At 70.9% G+C, this 14,344-nt stretch carries 13 protein-coding genes; 6 read left to right on the top strand and 7 right to left on the bottom strand.

Annotated features, from left to right (window positions below; translation table 11 throughout):
* The first annotated feature begins 256 nt into the window (after positions 1-256).
* The 3 genes from D7X55_RS22635 to D7X55_RS22625 all read left to right on the top strand — a co-directional run bounded on the left by D7X55_RS22635 (position 257) and on the right by D7X55_RS22625 (position 2,010).
* Positions 257-574, top strand: coding sequence for a DUF2795 domain-containing protein (locus D7X55_RS22635; protein WP_120551507.1), 318 nt, complete (start codon positions 257-259; stop codon positions 572-574).
* An 84-nt stretch (positions 575-658) separates the two neighbouring features.
* Positions 659-1,570: a hypothetical protein gene (locus D7X55_RS22630; protein WP_120551508.1), complete on the top strand. Its 912-nt coding sequence runs from the start codon at positions 659-661 to the stop codon at positions 1,568-1,570.
* Positions 1,567-2,010 (top strand): CoA-binding protein, encoded by a 444-nt coding sequence (locus D7X55_RS22625; protein WP_120551509.1) that lies wholly within the window; start codon positions 1,567-1,569, stop codon positions 2,008-2,010. Before D7X55_RS22630 ends, D7X55_RS22625 begins: the two co-directional genes overlap by 4 nt.
* An 81-nt stretch (positions 2,011-2,091) precedes the next feature.
* On the opposite strand, the gene D7X55_RS22620 is transcribed toward D7X55_RS22625, so the two are convergent.
* Together D7X55_RS22620 and D7X55_RS22615 are read right to left on the bottom strand one after the other, a co-directional pair.
* The gene (locus tag D7X55_RS22620; RefSeq protein ID WP_121724152.1) at positions 2,092-3,693 is read right to left on the bottom strand and encodes a S8 family peptidase; all 1,602 of its coding nucleotides are present in this window, start codon (positions 3,691-3,693) and stop codon (positions 2,092-2,094) included.
* 131 nt (positions 3,694-3,824) lie between these two features.
* Positions 3,825-4,703: a patatin-like phospholipase family protein gene (locus tag D7X55_RS22615; protein ID WP_121724151.1), complete on the bottom strand. Its 879-nt coding sequence runs from the start codon at positions 4,701-4,703 to the stop codon at positions 3,825-3,827.
* A gap of 99 nt (positions 4,704-4,802) precedes the next feature.
* Here D7X55_RS22615 and D7X55_RS22610 point away from each other — a divergent pair, with 99 nt between their 5' ends.
* Entirely contained in the window at positions 4,803-5,699 is an 897-nt protein-coding gene (locus tag D7X55_RS22610) for a metalloregulator ArsR/SmtB family transcription factor (protein ID WP_120551512.1), read from the top strand.
* Positions 5,696-9,211: a methionine synthase gene (gene metH / locus D7X55_RS22605; RefSeq protein WP_121724150.1), complete on the top strand. Its 3,516-nt coding sequence runs from the start codon at positions 5,696-5,698 to the stop codon at positions 9,209-9,211. The genes D7X55_RS22610 and metH overlap by 4 nt, the downstream gene beginning before the upstream one ends.
* A gap of 81 nt (positions 9,212-9,292) precedes the next feature.
* On the opposite strand, the gene D7X55_RS22600 is transcribed toward metH, so the two are convergent.
* From D7X55_RS22600 to D7X55_RS22590, 3 genes are read right to left on the bottom strand one after another with little or no spacing between them, the layout of a single operon-like run.
* Positions 9,293-9,685 carry a hypothetical protein gene (locus D7X55_RS22600; protein ID WP_120551514.1) on the bottom strand — a complete coding sequence of 131 codons (393 nt, stop codon included), beginning with the start codon at positions 9,683-9,685 and terminating at the stop codon, positions 9,293-9,295.
* Positions 9,686-9,733: 48 nt separating this feature from the next.
* Complete coding sequence (locus D7X55_RS22595) at positions 9,734-10,687, bottom strand: RimK family alpha-L-glutamate ligase (protein ID WP_120551515.1); 954 nt, start codon at positions 10,685-10,687, stop codon at positions 9,734-9,736.
* Positions 10,684-11,550, bottom strand: coding sequence for a hypothetical protein (locus D7X55_RS22590; RefSeq protein WP_120551516.1), 867 nt, complete (start codon positions 11,548-11,550; stop codon positions 10,684-10,686). Before D7X55_RS22590 ends, D7X55_RS22595 begins: the two co-directional genes overlap by 4 nt.
* Positions 11,551-11,638: 88 nt before the next feature.
* Between D7X55_RS22590 and D7X55_RS22585 the strand changes: the two genes are divergently transcribed.
* Complete coding sequence (locus tag D7X55_RS22585) at positions 11,639-12,733, top strand: hypothetical protein (RefSeq protein WP_120551517.1); 1,095 nt, start codon at positions 11,639-11,641, stop codon at positions 12,731-12,733.
* Positions 12,734-12,762: 29 nt separating this feature from the next.
* On the opposite strand, the gene D7X55_RS22580 is transcribed toward D7X55_RS22585, so the two are convergent.
* Positions 12,763-13,005, bottom strand: a complete 243-nt coding sequence (locus tag D7X55_RS22580; protein WP_120551518.1) for a DUF2934 domain-containing protein — start codon at positions 13,003-13,005, stop codon at positions 12,763-12,765.
* A 200-nt stretch (positions 13,006-13,205) separates the two neighbouring features.
* Positions 13,206-14,344: A/G-specific adenine glycosylase (gene mutY / locus D7X55_RS22575; protein WP_121724149.1), on the bottom strand; the 1,139-nt coding region annotated here is incomplete at its 5' end.

The following is a 14,344-nucleotide window of genomic DNA, read 5'->3' as shown; positions in this document are numbered from 1 at the left end:
GGGGGCTGGCGAGCGTGAGCCAGGCGGCGAGCAGGGAGGCGGCGGACATCGGGCGAAAGACACTCCGGCGGGCGTTGGCGCGGGGGGACTCTAACCCGAAGCCGTCCCGGGCAGGACGGCCGGTCCCCTGCCTGCCCGGCGTCAGAGGAGGTGGCGGATGAGCAGGGTGGCCCGGAGCGGGCGTCATCCCCACGTTGAGGCGTGGATGGCCGCCCGGGCACTGGAAGCTCCGGGCGCAAGAAAGGTGGAAGACACGATGGCTTACGGAAAGGCGGAGGATCCCTCGCGCTCCATCACCCCGCACCTGGATGGGGTGGAGTACCCGGCGACGCGCGAGGAACTCGTCGAGGCCGCCGCGGACAACGAGGCCCCGGTCGACATCATCAACATCCTCAAGTCCCTGCCACAGACCGAGTACATGCTGCGTGAGCACGTGCTGCGCGACCTGGCGGAGGCCGAGCGCCGCTTCGCCATGAATGGTCTGAAGGACGACGACGGCGTGGACCGCGACCGGCGCAACATCGGCCGCGACCGCATCGAGGGTGCCTCCGAGGGCGAGACGCGCCACCCGTAGTGTCGCCCTCGCGCCGACACTCCACAGAAGGACGTTGCAAGACGCTCGCGGGCGCCCTGGCTTTCTGCCAGCGTTCGCGAGCGCATGCGTACGGGCCTTCTGTGGAGCTGTCTGCTGCTGTCCCTGGGCACCGGGTGCACGTCCCGGTATCCGCCGCTCAACCCCGCGCCGGGGCTGCCGCCGCCGGTGCGTCTGGACTTCAAACCCCCCGTGGACCGCCTGCTCACCGAATCCGTGCGCGCCACCCGCACCCTCCAGCGCGAGGGCCAGCGCGAGGTGCGCGACGAGGCGGCCTTCACCACGGAGACGCGCTTCACCCCGTCCGACGGCGGCTGGCGCGTGACCCAGTCCGTGCGCACCCCGCGCCAGGCGCATGACGGGCAGGACGTCCCGTCGCTGTCCGGCGCCGTGCTGGAGCGCTTCACGCTGCGCCTGCAGCTGGCCGCGGACGGCACCTTCGTGAAGCTGGTGGGCGCGGAGGCCGCGCAGGAGGCGCTGCGGCAGGTGGCGCCCGAGGCCACCGGCGTTCCGGGCCTTCCGGAAGTCGAGCGCTTCTTCTCCCCGGAGGCGCTGGAGATCCGCACGCGCCGCGAGTGGGAGGCGAAGTACGCGGGGCTGCTCCAGCGCAACCTGGTGGAGGGCCAGCGCACCTGGGCCGTGGACTCCGTGGACGTGAACGGCCAGGAGCGCGCCTTCATCCTGGAGCGCACGGTGCAGGGGACGCGGCTCACGGCGTTTGGCGACGCGGTGGTGATGACGCTCCAGTGCCTGGACGCGCTGCCCCCCAAGGCCCCGGCGGAGCTGCGCGCCGCGTGGGCGGAGGCCGGTTCGCCGGAACTCGCGAAGGGCCTGACGTGTGAAGGCGAGCAGGTGGTGACGTGGGCCCGGTTCATCCCGGTGCGCCGCCTGCTGAAGGTGAAGGCGGTGGAGGCGGGCACGACGCTCACGCTCACCACCGAGTCCCAGGCGGAAGCGCTCCAGGAGGAAGGGCCATGAGCCACGACGAGTACCTCATCGAGACCGAAGCCGGTGTGAAGCACGTGGTGCAGGAAGCGAAGAGGGTGGCGGTGCTGGGCATCAAGACGGAGGACCACTCCGCGCAGCCCGCGTACTACGTGCCGGAGTACCTGGCGAAGGCGGGCGTGGACGTGGTGCCGGTGCCCGTCTACTACCCGGACGCGAAGGTGATCCTGGGCAAGCCCGTGTACCGGAAGCTCGTGGACATCCCGGGCGACATCGACCTGGTGGACGTGTTCCGCCGGCCCGGCGACATTGATCAGCACGTGGACGACATCATCGCGAAGAAGCCCAAGGCGGTGTGGTTCCAGTCCGGCATCCGCAACGACGCCGCGGCGAAGCGGCTGGCCGCCGCCGGCATCCGCGTGGTGCAGGACCGCTGCCTGATGGTGGACCACCGCCGCTACAGCGGGCGCTGAGAAAAACAACGGCCCTCCGTACCCGAAGGCACGGAGGGCCGCGTGGCCGCGTGTGGAGGTCACGCGGCCTTGGAGGTCAGGTCAGTAGTTGCCGGAGATGACCTTGGGCAGGGCCTTGGCCAGGTCCGGCAGCGGGCCAATCTGCCGCGAGTCCGCCGCCTGCGCCGTGCCGTTGTTGCGCAGCAGGCCGCGCATCTGCACGGACGTCAGCAGCCGGCCGTTGGCCTTCGCCACGCCCTGGGCGCTGACGGCGGCGCCCACGACGATGGGCGACGCGCTGGAGGTGCCGCTGAAGGTGGACGTGTAGTACTGGTCCTCGCCGTAGCCGCTGCCGAAGCGGTCGCCGTAGCCGGTGGTGACGACCTTCTCACCCCAGGCGTGCACGTTCACGCGCTGGCCGAAGTTGGTCCAGCACATGGGCACGCGCGTGGTGGAGGTGCTGGCGCCCACCAGGATGGCGCCCGAGTCGCGCGTGGCCGGGTTGAACCGGCCGCCGTAGGCCGCCGCGTCCAGGTTCGCGCTGCCGTTGCCCGCCGCCTCCACCACGACGACGCCGTTGGCTGTGGCGTTGCGGATGGCGTCGTAGTTGTCCTGCCAGTACTCCATCGCGATGTAGTTGCACTGGGACGTGTTGCACGTGCAGGCCGTGCCGTCCGCCGGGCCGCCCGCGTGCAGCTCGATGAGGATGACGCCGCCCGCGCCCACCGCCGCCGCCGCGTTGGTGATGGCGCTCGCGGTGCTCTGCGCGCCAATGGCCTCCACGCCCGGCGTGGCCGCGCTGGCGATGCCCGTCACGCCGTAGCTGTTGTTCGCGCCCACGATTTCACCCAGCACCGCGGTGCCGTGGTTGCGCCAGCCCAGGTCGTTGTACTGCGTGCCGCCCACGCGGAAGAACGAGGGGAAGTCCTCGTGCGTGGTGCGCCAGCCACCCTCGATGTCCACGATCTTCACGTTGGTGCCCCGGCCGCCCGTCTGCGTCCACGCGTAGGTCGCGTTGATGCCGGCGGGCGCAGCGCCCAGGTAGCCCTGCGCGGACTGGTACGCCGGCGTGGTGGGCGGCAGGTCCGCCGCGGACAGGAGCGCGCGCAGCCCCGCCTCCATCGCGAAGTTCACCATCGCCGGCTCCGGAGGCGGCGCCGCATAGGCCGTCTCCACGCTGGCCACGCGGTTGAGCGCCGCCACCAGGTCCGCCACGGTGTCCGCGGTGGTGCCGGGCAAGAGCGGAACTTCGAAGTACAGGTTCAGGTCCGCCAGCTGCTCGCCGCTCGTCTTCTCACCGGACAGCTTGCTCGCGTCCAGCGCGGCTTCTTCCGCCTGGAACACCCGGTCCAGCGCCCCGATGCGCGGCGCGCGGTCCAGCAGCGCCACCACCTCCGCCAGGTCCGCCTCCACGCGCGCGGAGTCCAGGCGCAGGCCGGACAACAGCTCCCGCTCACCCGCGCTGCGTTCAGAGGCGAGGGCGCGCAGCGCGTTGTCGCGCAGGCGCACGTGGCTGCCCTCGTGGAACTTCACCACCAGCCGCTCCACGAACGTCCCCGCGGGCAGCTCCCGCCCCGTGGGCTTCGCCAGCAGCGTGCGCGGCGTCAGCGAGGGGGCGGCGCCAGCAGCGGGGGCCAACGCCAGCAGGGACACAGCCATGACCGCGCCACGCAGGCGGAGCGGGGACAGCGTCGACTTCAGCATGGACTTCCTCCGGGATGGACAGCATCCCCACCATGCCACGCCGGTCTGTCATTCAAATCTGGCTATTCTGCTATTTCTATCCTGTTGGTTTATTCAGCTCCTGTTGAACCGGGCGGGCGTGTGAAGGCGCTTCAGGTGGTTCCTTCGAAGGGCACCGGGGGCCGGGCCAGGGCGCGCTCGGCGGACAGCCGGGCCTGATCCAGCGCGTCGAAGCCGCGCTCCAGCGTGGCGGGTGACACCGGGGGCAGGTTGGAGACGACGACGTAGACGGGCACGTTGCGCGTCTGGAGCACGGTGAGCTGGAGCCGGAAGTGGTCGCGCCTCAGCGCGGCGGAGCCGGCCGCCAGGCCCTGGGGATAGGCCATGGGGCCGCCCACCACCTTGCGCGTCCGGCTGGGCAGGAAGTGCACGAGGATGGCGTCCAGGTCCTTGCCAATGGCGCTCTCCTGGAGCGACAGCGCGGGCGCCTTGTCCACCAGGCCGCCGTCCCAGAACAGCTGGCCGTCCAGGGGCACGGCGCGGAAGAGGCCCGGGTACGCGCAGGTGGCGTGGACGCGCGGGGCCAGCTCCCCCGTGGTGAACACCTGGTGCGTGCCGTGGGTGAGGTTCGCGGCGGTGAGCAAGAGCGGGTGCGGCAGGTCCTCGAAGGTGGACACCGGCAGCGTGGACTCCAGCAGGCGCCGGAAGCGCTCGCCCTTGAGCAGGCCCGTGAAGCCGTGCCCCTGCGACGCCACGTTCAGCACCGCGCCCAGGGGGTCCGGGTCCCAGAAGTTGGCGCGCGTCTGGCTCAGCACCAGCTCCTCCAATGCCGGCAGCGGCATGCCCGCCGCCGCGTACGCCGCCACCATCCCGCCCGCGGACGTGCCCGCGTACGCGTGGGGCTTCAGCCCGGAGGCGTGCAGCCCCTTGAGGAAACCCGCATGGCCGTAGAACCCGAAGTAGCCGGCGGAGAGGACCAGTCCAAACCGCTTGCCTTCGAGCAGGGAGTGCAACGTCGAGGAGGGAGCCATGGCGGATTTTTACGGGATGGGTACGACCCAAGGCAACGCAATGCGTTGCCGGGGCCATTGTGGCCGTGTCAGGGTATCGATATATGTTGATGGCTCGATATGGACGTCCTCTCCCAATCCTTCCGTGTCCTGGGTGACACGACGCGGCTGCGCATCCTGCGCTTGGTGGCCCAGGCGCCGCTGAACGTCACGGAACTCGTGTCGCTGGTGGGGGTGGCGCAGTCCTCGGTGTCGCACCACCTGTCGAAGCTGAAGGGGCTGGGGCTCATCCGCGAGGAGCGGCAGGCGGGCTTCACGTACTACTCGCTGGCGCTGGAGTCGGATGACTCGCGCTGGCCGCTCGTCCGGCTGGCGCGCGAGGCGGAGGACGCGGCGGGGGACTCCGCGCGGCTCAGTGACTTGCTGCGCGCGCGGGAGGACCGGCAGGCGCTCAACGAGCGGCTGTTGGAGCCCGGCCAGTCCTGGTTCCTCTGGGCGGGGGCGCTGGCGTCGCTGTTGCCACCGTTGGACGTGGCGGACTTCGGCTGCGGCACGGGGGTGTTCAGCCGGGCCATGGCGCGGTGGGCGCGGCACGTGTGGGCCATCGACCAGAGCGAGGACGCGCTGTCCCAGGCTCGAACCCTGGCCGCGCGTGACGAACTGAAGAACATCACGTTCCTGCGCGAGGACCTGCACCGGCTGTCGCTCAAGGGCGGGTGCATGGACCTGGTGGTGATTTCGCAGAGCCTCCACCACGTGGAGGCGCCGGCGGCGGTGGTGGCGGAGGCCGCGCGGCTGCTCAAGCCGGGCGGCCGGCTGGTGGTGTTGGAGCTCTTGCCGCACGAAGAGAAGTGGGTGCTGGACCGGTTGGGGCACCGGCACCTGGGCTTCGCGCCCGAAGTCCTGGAAGCGGCCCTTCGCGAGGCCGGTTTCACGTCGTTCACCCGCGAGACGCACGCGCGCGACGGGGCCAGCCCCTTCCGCGTCTTCCTGCTGACCGGAGTCAAACCGTCATGACGAGCCACATCGCCCACCCCCTGCCGCTTCCGCCCGGGGAGCACGGCCAGCGCGTGGAGGCGCTGAAGGCCGCGATGCGCGAGCGCATCCTGGTGCTGGATGGCGCCATGGGCACGCTCTTGCAAGGCCATCACCTGGTCGCGGCGGACTTCGGCGGCGCGGAGTACGAGGGCTGCAACGAGCACCTGGTCCTCACCCGTCCGGACGTCATTGAAGGCATCCACGCGAAGTACTTCGCCGCGGGCGCGGACGTGACGGAGACGGACAGCTTCGGCGGCACGCCGGTGGTGCTGGCGGAGTTCGACCTGGGCCACAAGGCGATGGAGATCAACATCGCCGCGTCCCGCCTGGCGCTCAACGCCGCCAAGGCCGCGGAGGCGAAGGACGGGCGGATGCGCTGGGTGGCGGGCTCCATTGGCCCCACCACCAAGGCCATCAGCGTCACGGGCGGCATCACCTTCGAGGAGCTGGTGGACAACTTCGCCGTGCAGGCGGAGGGGCTGGCCATCGGCGGCTCCGACTACCTGCTGGTGGAGACGGCGCAGGACACGCGCAACGTGAAGGCGGCGCTCCTGGGCATCGACCGGGCCTTCAAGAAGCTGGGCTGGAAGCTGCCGGTGGCGGTGTCCGGCACGATTGAGCCCATGGGCACGATGCTCGCGGGCCAGTCCGTGGAGAGCCTGGCCACGTCGCTGGAGCACACGGACCTTTTGTACCTGGGCCTCAACTGCGCCACGGGTCCGGACTTCATGACGGACCACATCCGCTCGCTGTCCTCCATGAGCCCGTTCCCGGTGTCGTGCGTGCCCAACGCGGGCCTGCCGGATGAGAACGGTCAGTATCTGGAGTCGCCGGAGATGATCTCCCGGTCGCTCCGGCGCTTCTGTGACAACGGCTGGCTCAACGTGGTGGGCGGCTGTTGCGGCACGCACGCGGGCCACATCGAGTCGCTCGCCGCGATGGTGAAGGGGCTCAAGCCGCGCACGGAGACGCCCAAGCCGCGCTCGTCGCTGTCCGGCGTGGACTACCTGGAGGTGACGGACGAGCAGCGCCCCATCATCGTGGGCGAGCGCACGAACGTCATCGGCAGCAAGAAGTTCAAGGAGCTCATCGTCGCGGGTGCGTTCGACGACGCGTCGGAGATTGCCCGCGCCCAGGTGCGGCGCGCGGCGCAGGTCATCGACATCTGCCTGGCGAACCCGGACCGGGACGAGCTGGAGGACATGCGCCACTTCCTGGAGGTGGTGGTCAAGAAGGTGCGCGTGCCGCTGATGATCGACTCGACGGACGAGAAGGTCATCGCCATGGCGCTCACGTACTGCCAGGGCAAGGCCATCATCAACTCCGTCAACCTGGAGGACGGCGAGGAGCGCTTCGAGAAGGTCGTCCCGCTGGCGAAGGCCTTCGGCGCGGCGCTGGTGGTGGGCTGCATCGACGAGGTCGGCATGGCCGTCACGCGCGACCGCAAGCTCGCCGTGGCCGAGCGCAGCTTCGAGCTGCTCACCCAGAAGTACGGCATGCGCCCGGAGGACCTGTACTTCGACCCGCTGGTGTTCCCCTGCGCCTCCGGTGACGCGCAGTACACCGGCAGCGGCGTGGAGACGATCGAGGGCGTGCGCCTCATCAAACAGCGCTTCCCGCAGTGCCGCACGGTGCTGGGCATCAGCAACGTGTCCTTCGGCCTGCCCACCGCGGGCCGCGAGGTGCTCAACTCCGTGTTCCTGTACCACTGCGTGCAGGCGGGCCTGGACATGGCGCTCGTCAACTCGGAGAAGCTGGAGCGCTACCCGTCGCTGCCGGAGGAGGAGCGCAAGCTCTCCGAGGACCTCATCTACAACCGGGGCGCGGACCCGGTGACGCCCTTCGCGGCGCACTTCCGCGAGCGCAAGCCCGCGCGCGCCCAGGTGAGCACGCTGCCGCTGAATGAACGGCTGCAGCGCTACATCATCGAGGGCACGCGCGACGGCCTGACGGCGGACCTGGACCTGGCGATGAAGGAGATGGCGCCGCTGGACATCATCAACGGGCCGCTGATGAAGGGCATGGACGAGGTGGGCCGCCTCTTCGGCGCCAACGAGCTCATCGTCGCGGAGGTGCTCCAGAGCGCGGAGTCCATGAAGGCGGCGGTGAGCCACCTGGAGCCGCACATGAGCCAGACCCAGGCGGCGTCGCGCGGGAAGATCGTCCTCGCGACGGTGAAGGGGGACGTGCACGACATCGGCAAGAACCTGGTGGAGATCATCCTCGCCAACAACGGCTTCCAGGTGGTGAACCTGGGCATCAAGGTCCCGCCGGAGCAGCTGGTGCTGGCGGTGAAGGAACACCGCCCGGACATCCTGGGCCTGTCGGGCCTCTTGGTGAAGAGCGCGCACCAGATGGTCGCCACCGCGGAGGACCTGAAGCGCGCCGGTGTGGAGACGCCCATCCTGGTGGGCGGCGCCGCGCTCAGCCGCAACTTCGTGGACCGCAACATCGCCCCGGCCTACGGCGGCGGCACCGTGGCCTACGCGCAGGACGCGATGAACGGCCTGGAGCTGGCGAAGCAGATTGTGGAACCGGGCGCGCACGCGAAGCTGCGGGACGACCTGGCCGCGCGCCGCCTGAAGCTGGCGCAGGAGGCGAAGGACCGGCCCGCGCCCGCCGCCCCGGTGCGCCGCTCGCGCAGCACGGAGGTGCCGGTGCTGGCCACGGTGCCGCCCGCGCCGGACTTCGCGCGGCACGTGCTCACCAACACGCCGTTGGATCACATCTGGAAGTTCATCAACCCGGTGATGCTCTACGGCCGCCACCTGGGCCTGCGCACGTCGTCGCGCGCGCTGGGCACGCCGGCGGAAGCCGACCTCGCGAAGACGGAAGAGGGCCGCAAGGCGCTGGCGCTGAAGGAGGCCGTGGAGGAGCTGAAGACGCTGCTTCGCGGGGGCGTGATGCACGCGCGCTCGGTGTTCCAGTTCTTCAAGGCGGCCAGCGACGGTGACCGCGTGCTCCTCTTCGACGGCACCACGGGCGAGCAGGTGACGTCCTTCGACTTCCCCCGGCAGGACAAGGACAACGGCCTGTGCCTGGCGGACTACGTGAAGCCGCTGGAGAACGGCAAGCCGGTGGACGCGCTCTCGCTGTTCGTCACCACCGCGGGCGCGGGCATCCGTGAGCTGTCGGAAGGGTTCAAGGCGAAGGGCGAGTTCCTCAAGATGCACGCGGTGCAGGCGCTGGCGCTGGAGACCGCGGAGGGCTACGCGGAGCTGCTGCACACGCAGCTGCGCAGCATGTGGGGCTTCCCGGACCGCGCGGACATGACGATGCTGGAGCGCTTCCGCGCGGAGTACACCGGCAAGCGCTACTCGTTCGGCTACCCGGCGTGCCCGCGCCTGGAGGACCAGACGAAGCTCTTCGCCGCGCTCAAGCCGGAGGAGATCGGCGTGCAGCTCACCGACGGCTGCATGATGGAGCCCGAGGCGAGCGTGTCCGCCATCGTCTTCCACCACCCGGGCGCGACGTATTTCTCCGTGACCTGACCGGAGGCAGACGCGGCAGCGCGCGGGGTGAGGCGCCGGGAAGGGACCTGCTGGGCACCCTTCCCGGGTGCTGCGGGAGCGTCAGGCGCGCAGGTCCGACAGCGCGCTGGCGAAGGCGTTCGCGGAGGCGCCGAGCGCGGCGCTGGCCTCCTTGCCCTTCTTCTTCGCCTTGTCCTCGTTCATCTTCCGGTGGGCCTCGTCACGCGCGTCCTTCTCACGGTGGGTGGCCGCGTCCTCGTCCTTCTTGGCCTTGTCCGTGAGCGCGTCCGCGGCCTTCTTGCCCAGGTCGGACGCCTTCTTGCCCGTGTCGATGACCCCCATCAACGACCACTGCCCGACCAGCGTGTCCTGCACCGCCTGCCGCAGCTCCTGGAGGTTCCGGCCCACCGCGGGCGCCTCCACGTGCCCCGCTTCCGCCAGCTTCGGGAGGTCCTGCGACGTGATGAGACCCTGCTCGATGTCGTGCTTCGCCATGGTGACTCCCCCTCGTTGAAGCTGAAAATCCGGCGAGACCGGAATTTTTCAGCAAGAGGAGCTTAACGGAGGGTGAAGATGATCCGCAAGGGCCCGGGCGATGGGCAGGCCTGAGTGCTGCTCGAACCACATGAAGCCGGGGCAGGTATTGACCTCCAGGCACACCCAGTCGGCCGGGGAGTTGGAGCCTCCGGGCGGCTCGATGAGGTCGATGCCGGTCAGCTCCAGCCCGAGCGCGCGTGACAGCTGGCGGCAGGCGTCGGCGACGGGGGCGGGCAGCTCCATGGCGCGCAGCCGCACCGTGTGGCCGGTCATGTCCGGGTGCCGGTAGTCCAGCGCGAGCGACTCCGCACGGCAGGCCAGCACCTCGCGCGCGCCCACGACGTGGGCCCGGACGTTGGTGCCCGGGATGCGCTGCTGGAACTGGTGCGGGGGCAGGGGGTGGCCGGGCCGCATCGCGGCGCGGGCCTCTTCCCACGACACCTGCTTCACCAGGGAGCGCTCGTCGCTCACGGACTTGATGACGGGGTCACCCTCCAGTCCCCGGGCGAAGCGCTCCCAGTGCCCTGGCGCCCCGCCCGCCAGGGTGTCCGGCACGCGCAGCCCCGCGGCGAGGATGGCGGCGTACTGGCAGGGCTTGCTGCCATTGGACAGCATCGCGGTGGCGCGATTGGCCACCGGACCCTGGAACAGGTCCAGCAAGGCCGCCGCGTGGGCGCGCTGCGCGAGCGACCCGGGCGTCTGGGGCGGTTCAATGCCGCCCGTGCCCAGCCGCGAGAAGATGCCGGACACCTGCTCCAGCGGCACGCTCCACGTCGGGAAGCGCACCGCGCCGGTGAGCTTCCCGGCCCCGGGCGGTCCCGGTCTCCAGTCGAGCTCCAGGTGGACCTGGGTGCCCAGATGGCGCTCGTCCACGAAGACGTACTCGCGCCGCGTGGCGGTCAGGTGCGCCAGGAAGAAGGCCGTCACCAATTCGTCCACCGGCCCCATCACGAGGATCATCGCGCCACCTCCTGGCCCTGCAGCAGCGAGCGGACGAAGTGCTCCACCTGGGCCCGGGCCTCCGGGTGCTCCCGCGCGAGCAGCGTCTCCAGCTCCTCCGGCAGGGCGGACAGCTGCAGGACGGTCCAGCCCGCGTCGCCCCCGGAATCCGTGGACGGCACCAGCAGGACCTCCAGGACGTCCGCGCCACACGCGGCCGCCAACTGGAGCAGGTCCGCCTCCAGCCCTGGCGGTGGACGGACGCCGCCGCCGTCAGGGGCCTCCAGCGGCCAGAGCGTCACGCGCGAGCCCATCACCACGGCCAGATGCAGCGCGCCGGGGGCCGGCACCGTCCACCACACCTCGGCCCGGCTGAACTCGGCCTCGCGGGGCCAGGGTTTCCAGCGCCTGCCGTCCTCGGGGCAGGGCCCCAGGTGGAAGTGGGGCGCGCGCAGGACGGAGTCCTCCTGGCGCACGGGCAGCCGCAGGGCGAGCAGCCGCCAGACGGCCATCGTCCACAGCGGCGCGAGCAGTCCCCGCCGGTTGATGGAGCGCGCCGGGCAGCAGGTGTGGAAGCCGTCCCGCAGGGCCTCGTGCTCGGTGTCCAGGTAGGGGCTTTGCGTCGGGGGGAAGGGCTTCTCGAAGAGGCACCAGAGGACATCCTCCGGACCCAACGCGTCGTCTCCGGCGCCGCTGGACGGAGCCGCGCCGAGCAGCCCGGCCCGGAGCCGGCCGTCCTTCACCTCCACCCACGGCGTGGCGGAGGTGCCCCAGGCTTCGACGGAGATGTCGGTGAGCGGGGCGTCCGCGCGCCGGGCCTCGTGGTGGAGCACGTCGCTCAGATGGGGGAACTGTTCGGCGCCGATGAGGACGAGCCTGGGCATGGTCCGCAAGCCTCTCAGGCCGCCTCCTCCGGGAACAATCCCCCCATCAGGTCCGGCCGCCCCTGGCCGGACGGGTTAGATTGCCGCCATGCCTTCGCCCACCATCCGTCGCGCCGTCCAGCTCCTGCCCGCGTGTGCCACGACGGGCATTGGCAGCCTGCCGCACACCCAGGTGGAACTGGGTCTGCAAGCCGCGCTCGCCCTGGACATCCCGTTCCTGCCGCAGCTGCCGGTGGGGCACCCCTCGGAGCTGATGATTCCGGCCGCGCTGGAGGGCCTGCCGGGCCTGCGCTTCGACGAGGACGGCGTCTGCACGGTGGACGTGGAGGCGTGGAACGCGGGGCGCGAGGCCTTCGAGAAGCGGCTGGAGGCGGCGCTCGCCTCCGGAGACCTGGAGTCCTTCGAGCCCACGGCGGACGCGTGCCGCGCGTGGAAGCCGTTCCTCTGGGAGGTGGAGCACCGCAAGCTCGCCTTCGCGAAGGCGCAGCTGTCCGGCCCCTTCACGGTGCGCTCCGTGGTGCGCACCGCCTCGGGGGAGCCGGTGCTGGCGGTGCCGGGCCTGGACGCGGCGCTGTACCGGCTGGTGATGGTGCGCGCGCTGGCCATGGTGCGCGCCCTCAAGCGCACGGGCACCACGCCCCTGTTCTACCTGGATGAGCCCGGCCTCTACGCCTACGTGCGGATGAATCCGCAGCACCTGTTGGCGCAGCAGGAGCTGCGGCTGCTGGTGGTGGCGCTGCAGCGCGAAGGCGCGCTCGTGGGCATCCACTGCTGCGGCAACACGGACTGGGGCGTGCTGCTGGACGCGCAGGCGGACCTCGTCTCGCTGGACGTGAGGTTGTCGCTGGACGCGATGCTGGAGGAGACGGACGCGCTCAAGCGCTTCCTGGACTCCGGCGCCACGCTGAGCCTGGGCGTCATCCCCACGGACCTGGCGTCCACGTACTCGGTGGAGGAGCTGTCGGACTCCGTGGAGGCGTCACTGAAGGCGGCGCTGCCGGGCGGCATCGGCTTCGCGCGCGCGCTGTCCACGGTGCTGCTGACGCCCGCGTGCGGCCTGGCGATGCGCTCGGTGATGGACGCGGAGCGCATCCTGGAGGAGCTGAAGCAGGCCCAGCGCCGGCTGAAGCAGGCGCTGGAGTCCGAGCGTCCGTCCCTCCAGGGACTGCCGCCCGCGCACTGAAAAGCGCGGGCGGGGCGGAGCGCGGCGGACTACTGACGGCCGAGCCGCAGCTCGCGTTCGGCCTGGTGCCAGTCCTGCTCGGGGTTGCCATGCGTGCCGCCCCGGGCCTGGAAGATTTCATAGGCGCGGCGGGCAATCTGCTCCTGCGTGGGCGCGGCGCTCTTGCTCGTGGGCGCGTTCGCCGTGGCCACCGGCTTCTTGTCCTCGGTCCGCTCCGGCGCGGCCTTGGGGGCCGGGTTCGGTTGCGACTTCTGCGCGTTCTGACGGGCCATGGGGGATTCCTCCTGGAAAAGGCGACCTGCAGCTTCGGCCGCGCCCCTGCATCACGGAAGAGACCCAGGGCGTACGGGGTTGCCGGAGCGACATCCCAGGTCGCGAAGTGTTGAGGGACCAACGGGCCATTCCGCTCGGAAAATCCATCAGCGGAATGAGCCCGTACGCGTGGTCCGCCAGTTGAAAGACGCCAGACGCTTCAGGGGCCGGTCGCCTTCCTGGCGGAGCGGCCGGGAGCTTTTTTCGCGGGCACTGCATCACCACCCATCACGCCGTGCCCCAGCGCCGCGTCCAGTGCGCGCTGCATCGCGGTGCTCATGCCCAGCGCCTCCGCCTCCTGCGGCGTGCACCAGCGCAGCTCCTGGAACGCGGCGGACTTCGTGGGCCGCGCGCCGCCCGTCACGCGCAACAGCCGCAGCGTGAGGTCGCGGTGGGTGAGCTGCCGGCGCACGCTGTCCAGCGAACCCAGCAGCGTGAGCGGCGCCCCCAGCGTCGTCGCCAGCCGCTCCGTCGCCTCGGCCTCCGGCGTGTCCTCTTCCACCTCCACGGCGGGCAGCTCCCACAGGCCGCCGAAGAGGCCCTTGTCCGCGCGGCGTGCGAAGAGGAGCGTGCCCGCGTGCGGCCACACGGCCAGCGCCAGGAACAGCTTGCGGGGCGCGGCACGCACCTTGGCCGGCGGCAGCTCGTCCACGCGGCCCTTCTTGAACGCGATGCACGCGTCGCGCACGGGGCACAGCAGGCACAGCGGAGACTCCGGCCGGCACACCGTGGCGCCGTGCTCCATCAGCGCCTGGTTGAAGTCTCCGGGCCTGGGGCCCTTCACCAGCGCGGAGGCCAGCGCCCAGAGCGTGGCCTCGCGGTCGCGGTCCCCGGGCAGCCCCTCCACCTCGAAGAGGCGCGACAGCACGCGGGCCACGTTGCCGTCCACGATGGGTGCCTCTTCACCAAAGGCGATGGAGGCCACGGCCCCGGCGGTGTAGCGGCCGAAGCCGGGCAGGGTGAGCAGCTCCTCCGCGGTGGCGGGGAGCTTCCCTTCAAAGCGCTCCACCACCTCCTGCGCCGCGCGGTGCAGGTTGCGCGCGCGCGAGTAGTAGCCCAACCCCTTCCACCCGGAGAGCACGTCGTCCAGGGGAGCCGAGGCCAGCGCCTTCACCGTGGGAAAGCGCGCGAGGAAACGCTCCCAGTACGGGATGACCGTGGACACCTGGGTCTGCTGGAGCATGACCTCGCTGAGCCAGATGGCGTACGGGTCGCGCGTGCGGCGCCAGGGCAGGTCGCGCTTGTTCCGGTCGTACCAGGAGAGCAGCGGACCATGAATGGCGGCGTGGCGTTCAGGGG

The sequence above is a fragment of the Corallococcus sp. AB049A genome, from assembly GCF_003668885.1.
Lineage (GTDB): Bacteria > Myxococcota > Myxococcia > Myxococcales > Myxococcaceae > Corallococcus > Corallococcus interemptor.
The sequence above is the reverse complement of the archived record's forward strand: the minus strand, read 5'-3'. Positions and strand labels throughout refer to the sequence as shown.

What these genes read in the sequence shown, in the direction of transcription:
- D7X55_RS22615 (WP_121724151.1), bottom strand. Translation starts at nt 4,703, where the DNA reads ATGGCTCCCTCCTCGACGTTGCACTCCCTGCTCGAAGGCAAGCGGTTT.
- metH (WP_121724150.1), top strand. Translation starts at nt 5,696, where the DNA reads ATGACGAGCCACATCGCCCACCCCCTGCCGCTTCCGCCCGGGGAGCAC.
- D7X55_RS22580 (WP_120551518.1), bottom strand. Translation starts at nt 13,005, where the DNA reads ATGGCCCGTCAGAACGCGCAGAAGTCGCAACCGAACCCGGCCCCCAAG.
- D7X55_RS22610 (WP_120551512.1), top strand. Translation starts at nt 4,803, where the DNA reads ATGGACGTCCTCTCCCAATCCTTCCGTGTCCTGGGTGACACGACGCGG.
- D7X55_RS22630 (WP_120551508.1), top strand. Translation starts at nt 659, where the DNA reads ATGCGTACGGGCCTTCTGTGGAGCTGTCTGCTGCTGTCCCTGGGCACC.
- D7X55_RS22585 (WP_120551517.1), top strand. Translation starts at nt 11,639, where the DNA reads ATGCCTTCGCCCACCATCCGTCGCGCCGTCCAGCTCCTGCCCGCGTGT.
- D7X55_RS22600 (WP_120551514.1), bottom strand. Translation starts at nt 9,685, where the DNA reads ATGGCGAAGCACGACATCGAGCAGGGTCTCATCACGTCGCAGGACCTC.
- D7X55_RS22595 (WP_120551515.1), bottom strand. Translation starts at nt 10,687, where the DNA reads ATGATCCTCGTGATGGGGCCGGTGGACGAATTGGTGACGGCCTTCTTC.
- D7X55_RS22635 (WP_120551507.1), top strand. Translation starts at nt 257, where the DNA reads ATGGCTTACGGAAAGGCGGAGGATCCCTCGCGCTCCATCACCCCGCAC.
- D7X55_RS22590 (WP_120551516.1), bottom strand. Translation starts at nt 11,550, where the DNA reads ATGCCCAGGCTCGTCCTCATCGGCGCCGAACAGTTCCCCCATCTGAGC.
- D7X55_RS22625 (WP_120551509.1), top strand. Translation starts at nt 1,567, where the DNA reads ATGAGCCACGACGAGTACCTCATCGAGACCGAAGCCGGTGTGAAGCAC.
- D7X55_RS22620 (WP_121724152.1), bottom strand. Translation starts at nt 3,693, where the DNA reads ATGCTGAAGTCGACGCTGTCCCCGCTCCGCCTGCGTGGCGCGGTCATG.